The organism is Nisaea denitrificans DSM 18348, assembly GCF_000426505.1.
Taxonomy (GTDB): Bacteria; Pseudomonadota; Alphaproteobacteria; order Thalassobaculales; family Thalassobaculaceae; genus Nisaea; species Nisaea denitrificans.
In genome coordinates this window covers 145249-153099 of sequence record NZ_AUFM01000021.1, presented here as the reverse complement: position 1 = coordinate 153099, position 7851 = coordinate 145249, and the positions used below count along the sequence as shown (strand labels likewise).

Below are 7851 nucleotides of genomic sequence, written 5' to 3'. Positions count from 1 at the left end.
ACCTCAGGGCAGGTTCCCACGCGTTACTCACCCGTGCGCCACTGTCCAGTACCCGAAGGTACCTTCTCGTTCGACTTGCATGTGTTAGGCATGCCGCCAGCGTTCGTTCTGAGCCAGGATCAAACTCTCAAGTTGAGTGAGCCATCCATCCGCAAAAACACGAACAGACAACACAAAACTTTAGATCCAATCCTATGCACAAGAGCTTCTGTGTTAACTTTAGCTCAGGATGCTCAAGATCAATCATTATGATCGAAAACCGGCAAACCAATTCAGGCCCGCCGCCTGCGCATCCCTTTCCTATATCTACAATGTCAAAGAGCACCCGAGGTCTCCCCCGAACCCAAAATCTCCAAACATTCCAGAGACTTCGGACCCCGCCGCCGCGCCCCAATCAGTGGGCCGCCCCGCAACGGGAGGCGCCTTATACGACCCTCCCTCGCAAACCGTCAAACACTTATTTGCAAAAAAATGACACGCAGAGAAAATTATCTGGAGGACTCCCGGATTTCCGCCAATTTCCGGATCCGATTTATTCGTGGGAGCCTCCGAGCGCTCCTGATGAGCCCCTTCGATGCCCGGCTGACCCGCCTGTTTCCCGACGCTGTTCCGGTCCGATCCGACATCCGGGCCCCAGTGTCACCGTTTCCTGCATCCACGAAGATACGCGGCAATGCCGTGACCGCTTGGCGAGCTGTCGTCGCAATGCGTATTTCAGCGGCCCCATAGACCGCGTGCTTTCAGCCCCCGAAAGCATAGTAAGGACAGCTCCCTATAGAGCCTCCATATATAGCTCTCTATATAGGGGGCCTAAACAGGCCCTAATAACTCTACAGTTTGCAGCCAAGCTGCCGCAGCCTATCCGCGATTTCCCTCAACCATCTTCTCGATTTAATTCTCCGCCTTAAGTTTCCATCGGCAGGGTACTGATTCAATTGCGGTTAGCCTTGACTTCACATGGCAATCACAACAGAATCAGCGGAAATATCGTATATTTCGGGATCGCTTACATGACACAGCGGGTTCGCCCTCGCTCGGCACTAGCTGCCGGCGTACTCGGTACCGTTCTTCTGGCCGGCATCGGCGGCTTCGCAATGTTCGGAACCGTCGGCTCCCCCGACACCGATCCGACGACAGCCGAAGCCTCCAGCGCGAACAGCTTCGTCATCCCCTCTCCAGAGGGCAGCACCCCCACGCTCGAGACCCGCGCGGTCAAGGTTGAGCGCGGCGATACTCTGATGAAGCTGCTGACCAAGAACGAGATCGATCGACGGGAAGCCCATGCGGCCATTGTGGCCCTGACCGAGGTCTACGATCCACGACGCATGCAGATCGGCCAGCTGTTCGAGCTCTCTCTGGAAGAGTCCGCGGAGAAGCCCGACACGCCCAGCCTGCTCTCTATCTCCTTCAAGGCCGATCCGGTCCGCACGATCCAGGTACGCTATACCGAAGACGGCGCCTACAAGGCCGACGTCAAGGAGAAGGCCCTGAAGCGAGGGGATGCGTATGGCGCCGGCCTCATCCGCTCAAGCCTCTATGAGGCCGCTGTCGATGCCGGTATCCCGATCTCCGTACTGTATGACATGATCCGGATCTTCAGTTTCGATGTCGACTTCCAGCGCGACATCCAGAACGGCGACCGGTTCGAAGTACTGTATGACGAGCAGCGCACCGGCGACGGCACCCTGGTGCGGAGCGGCGACATCGCTTATGCGGCGATGACGCTTTCCGGCAAGGAACTCGCCTATTACCGCTACACGCCGAAGAGCGGCTTCACCGATTATTTCGACCGCAAGGGCCAGTCCGTCCGCAAGACACTGATGCGTACCCCGGTGAACGGCGCCCGGCTGTCCTCAGGGTTCGGCAAGCGCAAGCATCCGATACTTGGTTATACCAAGATGCACCGCGGGACAGACTTCGCGGCCCCCACCGGCACGCCGATCATGGCCGCCGGCGACGGTGTCGTGGATTATATCGGCCGCAACGGCAGCTACGGGAAATACATCCGCATCCGCCACAACAGCACCTACAAGACCGCCTATGCCCACATGTCCGCCTTCAAGCGCGGACTGACCAAGGGTGCGCGGGTCAAACAGGGCCAGACCATCGGCTATATAGGCACGACCGGACGTTCCACCGGCCCACACCTGCACTATGAAGTGCTGGAGAATGGCCGCCAGCGTAATCCGATGAGCGTGAAACTGCCTGCTGGCGAAAAGCTCAAGGGCCAGGAGCTGAAGCGGTTCGCCGCCGTGCTGCCGACACTGGAGCAGCGGATTGCCGTTGCCCGGGATGACAACACGCTGGTCGCCGCCCAGAGCAACTGATCACCAAGGGAGGCGGCAAACCGTCTCCCTCCCACTCCCTTGTTAATAAGGTGACTACCGGCGTTATTCGGCGGGGATGCCGAATATCGCGACGGCAGCGCAGGACAGCGCCAACAGCACGCGCCATGCGACCGCCGCCCCGTGCCCACCTGCCCTCACCGTTGCTACCGCCGCTATCGCACATTGCAGCATGTAGTAGACGGCAAAAGCCCGGCTCGCGAGGGCGATCACCCCGTAGATATCCGTCTCCCACAGCACAAGCGCCGAAACAAAGACAAGCAACGGGTAGACCTGATGGCCGTTGAGCCTGTGGCTCGCCCCGTTGGCCAGTCCCGCGCCGCCGATGGCGTCCGCCACAGCTGCGCTGAACTGGCTGGCGACAGCCCCGAACACCAGGGCAAGGGGAAGCAGCGGCGACACTATAAGCGCCGCATCCATCACCGCGGTCTCACCCGTGCCTTCCATCGCTGTCAGCATCAGCGGCGACAGCAGCAGGAAAAAGGTAATATAGATGACCGTCGCGACCAGCTGCGCCAGACGCATTGTCCTGACCCGGGTCGGACGATCGAATTCCTCGCCAAGAAAACGCGAGGTCTCGAACCCCTGCACCATGATCAACATGCCGAGCAAAACCGGCAGACTGCTCCAGTCGCCGTGCGGCTCGGGCGGCATGACAGCTTCGCCGTCCGCCAGGAGACCGCCGCCATAGAGCGCGAGCGCGGTCAGGAAACCGCCGATGACCGCCAGCTTGAGGGCGACCACACCGGATTCGACACGGAGCACCTTCCCCAATCCGCCTGACCAGCCGAGCCATCCGATCAAGGCCAACAGGAATGTGGCAATCAGCTTCGCCATCACCGGATCCACGGCCCCGGTCACCTGCTTCATGACGAAGGCACCCAGCAGCGCCAGATAATAGGCGACAGAAATCACATAGGCGAAGAACAGGGTGAAGGTACTCAGCCGCTCCAGAACCGCTATGTGGCGTGGCGGCGGTGCCTGCTCCAGCAGCTGCTCGACATGCATGATGTTGTATCGGATAGCCCCGCCAATCGCCCAGGCGAATGCACAGAGGCCGACAATACCCAGGATCGCAAAACCGCCAAGCTCGCGCCCGAGCAGAGGCGCGGAGACCAGAAAGCCGCTGCCGATGATCGAGGCCAGCGGCGCCACCATCGCCCGCCATGTCACGGAGCGGCCGATACGGGTGAACAGAATGGCCACGAACAGGGCCAGGCTGGCGGTGATAAAGGAAGCTTCGATCATGACTGAAAAGATACCGGGTTGCCGACTGGTGCCGGAGAATAGTCCCCCTGCGTAGACGACGCCAAGCGCACGCGAACGACGCCGCGCGGGCAGGCTGTTCAGGCTCTCAGAAATGCGCCCGGACGACAGATTCGTGAACAGTGTCGCAATTGAGAGAAGTTGTGACGCGAGACAGCCATTGAATTCCCGCATCTGCTCTTAAATCCGAAGAACAGCGCGATCAGGCGCCAACGGGATCTGAGGAGAGGGCGATGGCCGCGAGCATGACGGATATCCAGACTCTGGTGCGGGGTTTCTCGGTTGAGACCACCCCTGGCTCCGCCGCCAAGGTGGACGATTTCGGCGCACTGCTGCCGGCCGGAACCACTGTCAACGTGACCCAGCTCCCCGGCACCGCCCTCACCGACACCATTGCCGTCTGCCGCCGGTTGCGGGCCGAAGGTATGGAGCCCGTCCCCCATATCGCCGCGCGCAGCATCGAGAGCGACGCCGCGCTTGCCAATTACCTTGAGGGCCTCACCGGCGAGGCTGGCGTGACCGAGGTGCTGGTGATCGGCGGCGGTGTCGACACTCCGGCTGGCGCTTATACGGAAACCATGGACGTGCTGCGGAGCGGCCGACTGGAAGCCGCTGGCATCCGCAAGGTCGGCGTGGCCGGCCATCCCGAAGGCTCTCCTGACATTACCGCCGACGGTCTCGCCAGCGCATTGACGGCCAAGAACGAGTGGGCAGCGAAGACCGGGATAGAGACCTATATCGAGACCCAGTTCTGCTTCGATGCGGGCGCCATCCTGAAATGGGAAAACAGCATCCGCGATGCCGGTAACGCGCTGCCGATCCATATCGGCGTTCCCGGCCTCGCCAGTCTGAAGACGCTGCTGAAATTCGCCCAGGTCTCCGGCATCGGCCCGTCCATGCGAGTGCTGACCCGGCAGACCCGGAACATCGCCCGCCTGCTCACCGTGCAGGCCCCGGACAAACTGCTGGTCGGCCTCGCCGACGGCATCCAGGCGGACCCGGACTGCCTGATCCGGCATTTGCATTTCTATCCGTTCGGCGGCCTCGCCAAGACCGTTTCCTGGGTCGATCAGGTGACGGCAGGCGCGTTCAGCCTCAACAGCAAGGGCGGGTTCGACACCGCCCCTTTGGCCGAAAAGACGGCCGCGGCTTCCTGACCCGTCTCATCAGCCGCATCAAGGGAGAAAAACCGGAATGACCGATACCGTCATCAGCTCGGCGACCAAGGAAATCGTGATCGGTTTCGAGCGTCCGTTCTGCGTCATCGGCGAGCGCATCAACCCGACCGGCCGCAAGCTGCTGGCGGCGGAAATGGCCGCTGGCGACTATAGCCGGGTCCGCTCCGACGCTCTCGCCCAGGTCGAGGCCGGTGCGAACATGCTGGATGTCAATGCGGGCATCCCGATGGCGGACGAGCCAGCGATCCTCGCCGAGTCCATCAAGCTGGTGCAGTCCCTCACCGACACGCCGCTCTCCATCGACAGCTCGATTGTCGAGGCGCTGGAAGCCGGCCTTGCCGTCTATCAGGGCAAGGCGCTGGTGAATTCGGTGACAGGCGAGGAAGAACGGCTCGAGGTCGTCCTCCCGCTGGTGAAGAAATACGGCGCCGCCGTGGTCGCCATCTCGAATGACGAGACCGGTATCTCCGAAGACCCGAACGTGCGCTACGAGGTGGCCAAGAAGATCGTCGAGCATGCCGCCGATTACGGCATCCCGCGCGAGGATATCGTGGTCGACCCGCTGATCATGCCGGTCGGCGCGATCAATCTCGCCGGCCGCTCCGCCTTTGACCTGATCACCCGGCTGCGCACGGAGCTGAAGGTGAACACGACCTGCGGCGCCTCCAACATCTCCTTCGGCCTGCCGAACCGGCACGCCATGAACGCCGCTTTCCTCTCCATGGCGATCCATGCCGGCATGACGTCCGCCATCATGAACCCGCTGCATGCGGAGGAAATGGGCGCAGTGCTGGGTGCGGACGTGATGATGGGGCACGACCCGGAATGCCGCCGCTGGATCAAGCGCTTCCGCGAACAGCCGGCGGAAGGCGAAGCGGTCGGCGCGCGCGGCGGCCGTGAGCGCCGCCGCCGCAGGGCCTAGGCGGCACCATGGAAGTGACGCCATGACCGCACCGGCTGACGCTGCCTCGGATATCCGGCAGGACGACACTCCCGAGGACGTCTATGTCGTCTTCACGCCCTCCGGACGGCGCGGCTTCGTGCCGCCTGAAACCACCGTGCTCGACGCCGCCCGGTCCCTCGGCGTCGATCTCGATTCCGTCTGTGGCGGGCGCTCCATGTGCGGGCGCTGCCAGATCCAGCTTTCCGAGGGTGAGTTCGCCAAGTTCCAGATCACCTCGCGCGCCAGCAGCATCAGCGAGACCACCAAGTCCGAGCAGCGCTACGCCGAGAAGCGCGGCCTGAAACCGGGCCGCCGCCTTGGCTGCAATGCCAAGGTTCTTGCCAATTGCGTGATCGATATTCCGCCGGAAAGCCAGGTGCACCGGCAGGTCGTGCGCAAGCGGGCCGAGGTCCGGGATATCGAGATCCGGCCGGTCACCCACCTGCATTATGTCGATGTGCGCGAGCCCGACCTGCATGATCAGTCGAGCGACTTCCGCCGGCTGTGCGAGAGCCTGCGCGAGCAATGGCCGAACTGGGGCATCGCCGACGACGTTTCCTGCGATTACGCGGTCATGACCAGTCTGCAGAAGGCCCTGAGGGACGGCGCCTGGAAAGTCACCGTCGCGCTTCGCGGCAACGACCGGGTGGTCGGCGTCTGGCCAGGCTTCCGGGAGAAGATCTACGGCCTCGCCGTCGATATCGGCTCCACCACCATGTCCGGCCATCTCTGCGATCTTGCCACCGGCAAGGTGCTGTCCTCGGCCGGGACCATGAACCCGCAGATCCGCTTCGGCGAAGACCTGATGAGCCGGGTTTCCTACGTCATGATGAACCCCGGCGGCGACGAGGAAATGACCCGCGTCGTGCGCGAGGCGGTGAATTATCTGGCGACGCAAACGGCGGCCGAGATCGGCGCCGGATCGGACGAGATCGTCGATCTGGTCTTTGTCGGCAACCCGGTGATGCATCACCTGATGCTCGGCATCGACCCGACGGAACTCGGCGGCGCGCCCTTCGCGCTGACCGTCGATACCGCCGTCGAGCTGACCGCCGCCGAGATGGACCTTTATCTGCATCCAGGCGCCCGGGTCTATGCCCTGCCCTGCATCGCCGGCCATGTCGGTGCGGACACCGCCGCCGTGGTGCTGTCCGAAACGCCCTACAAGCGGGACGAGATCACCCTGATCGTCGATGTCGGCACCAATGCGGAGATCGTGCTCGGCAACCGGGACCGGCTCCTGGCCTGTTCCAGCCCGACCGGCCCGGCCTTCGAAGGCGCCCAGATCTCCAGCGGTCAGCGCGCCGCCCCCGGCGCCATCGAGCGCGTGCGGATCGATCCCGAGACGCTGGAGCCGCGCTTCCAGATCATCGGCACCGACCGCTGGTCGGACGAGGAAGGCTTCGAGGAAACGGTTGCGGAGCTTGGCATCAGCGGCGTCTGCGGCTCCGGCATTATCGAGGCCATCGGCGAGATGTTCCTGGCCGGCATGATCACCACTGACGGCATGATCGACGGCGCGCTGGCGGCAAAGTCGGACCGCGTCTTCCCGGACGGCCGCACCTTCTCCTACCGGATCAGCGACACCGTCTCGGTGACGCAAGGCGACGTGCGGGCCATCCAGCTCGCCAAGGCCGCGCTCTATGCCGGCTCGCGCCTGCTGATGGACCGGCTCGGCGTGGACAGCGTCGACAGGGTGGTGCTCGCCGGCGCCTTCGGCAGCCATATCGACCCGAAATACGCCATGGTCCTCGGCATGATCCCGGACTGCGAGCTGGAAAACGTCGTCTCCGTCGGCAACGCGGCCGGCACCGGCGCCCGCATCGCCTTGCTCAACGGTCAGGCGCGCAAGGAAATCGAGTGGGTGGTGCGCACCATCGAAAAGGTCGAGACCGCCGTCGAGCCGCGCTTCCAGGAACATTTCGTCGGCGCCATGGCCCTGCCGCACAAGACGGACCCGTATCCGAAACTGTCGGCGGCGGTGAAAATGCCGGCGCCGAGGGTGGCGGTGAAGTCGGGAGACGAAGGCGGACGGCGGAGACGGCGGCGGGGGTAGGTTTGCGCTATCTTCTCCAAACGGCCCTAATCCTGTTGAAAAACAGGCTCCAAATGATCGTCG

5 protein-coding genes and 1 rRNA gene are annotated in these 7851 nt (G+C 63.1%); 4 read left to right on the top strand and 2 right to left on the bottom strand.

Annotated elements, in window-relative coordinates; all coding sequences use genetic code 11:
• Positions 1 to 135: ribosomal RNA gene (locus tag K328_RS0116445) — 16S ribosomal RNA — on the bottom strand; the annotation flags it as partial.
• 875 nt (positions 136 to 1010) lie between these two features.
• On the opposite strand from K328_RS0116445, the gene K328_RS24470 reads away from it, so the two are divergent.
• Entirely contained in the window at positions 1011 to 2327 is a 1317-nt protein-coding gene (locus K328_RS24470; protein ID WP_156901416.1) for a peptidoglycan DD-metalloendopeptidase family protein, read from the top strand.
• 63 nt (positions 2328 to 2390) lie between these two features.
• Here K328_RS24470 and K328_RS0116435 read toward each other — a convergent pair whose 3' ends face one another.
• Complete coding sequence (locus tag K328_RS0116435; RefSeq protein ID WP_028466909.1) at positions 2391 to 3593, bottom strand: hypothetical protein; 1203 nt, start codon at positions 3591 to 3593, stop codon at positions 2391 to 2393.
• A 251-nt stretch (positions 3594 to 3844) separates the two neighbouring features.
• Here K328_RS0116435 and K328_RS0116430 point away from each other — a divergent pair, with 251 nt between their 5' ends.
• The 3 genes from K328_RS0116430 to K328_RS0116420 are packed head-to-tail and all read left to right on the top strand — an operon-like array spanning position 3845 to position 7788.
• Positions 3845 to 4768 carry a methylenetetrahydrofolate reductase gene (locus K328_RS0116430; protein ID WP_028466908.1) on the top strand — a complete coding sequence of 308 codons (924 nt, stop codon included), beginning with the start codon at positions 3845 to 3847 and terminating at the stop codon, positions 4766 to 4768.
• A 37-nt stretch (positions 4769 to 4805) separates the two neighbouring features.
• Complete coding sequence (locus K328_RS0116425) at positions 4806 to 5711, top strand: methyltetrahydrofolate cobalamin methyltransferase (RefSeq protein ID WP_028466907.1); 906 nt, start codon at positions 4806 to 4808, stop codon at positions 5709 to 5711.
• A gap of 22 nt (positions 5712 to 5733) precedes the next feature.
• Positions 5734 to 7788, top strand: a complete 2055-nt coding sequence (locus K328_RS0116420) for an ASKHA domain-containing protein (protein WP_036554693.1) — start codon at positions 5734 to 5736, stop codon at positions 7786 to 7788.
• The last annotated feature ends 63 nt before the right edge of the window (positions 7789 to 7851 follow it).

Excerpts from the sequence above, each read along its gene's own strand:
- K328_RS0116430 (WP_028466908.1), top strand. The coding sequence starts at position 3,845 with ATGGCCGCGAGCATGACGGATATCCAGACTCTGGTGCGGGGTTTCTCG.
- K328_RS0116435 (WP_028466909.1), bottom strand. The coding sequence starts at position 3,593 with ATGATCGAAGCTTCCTTTATCACCGCCAGCCTGGCCCTGTTCGTGGCC.
- K328_RS0116425 (WP_028466907.1), top strand. The coding sequence starts at position 4,806 with ATGACCGATACCGTCATCAGCTCGGCGACCAAGGAAATCGTGATCGGT.
- K328_RS24470 (WP_156901416.1), top strand. The coding sequence starts at position 1,011 with ATGACACAGCGGGTTCGCCCTCGCTCGGCACTAGCTGCCGGCGTACTC.
- K328_RS0116420 (WP_036554693.1), top strand. The coding sequence starts at position 5,734 with ATGACCGCACCGGCTGACGCTGCCTCGGATATCCGGCAGGACGACACT.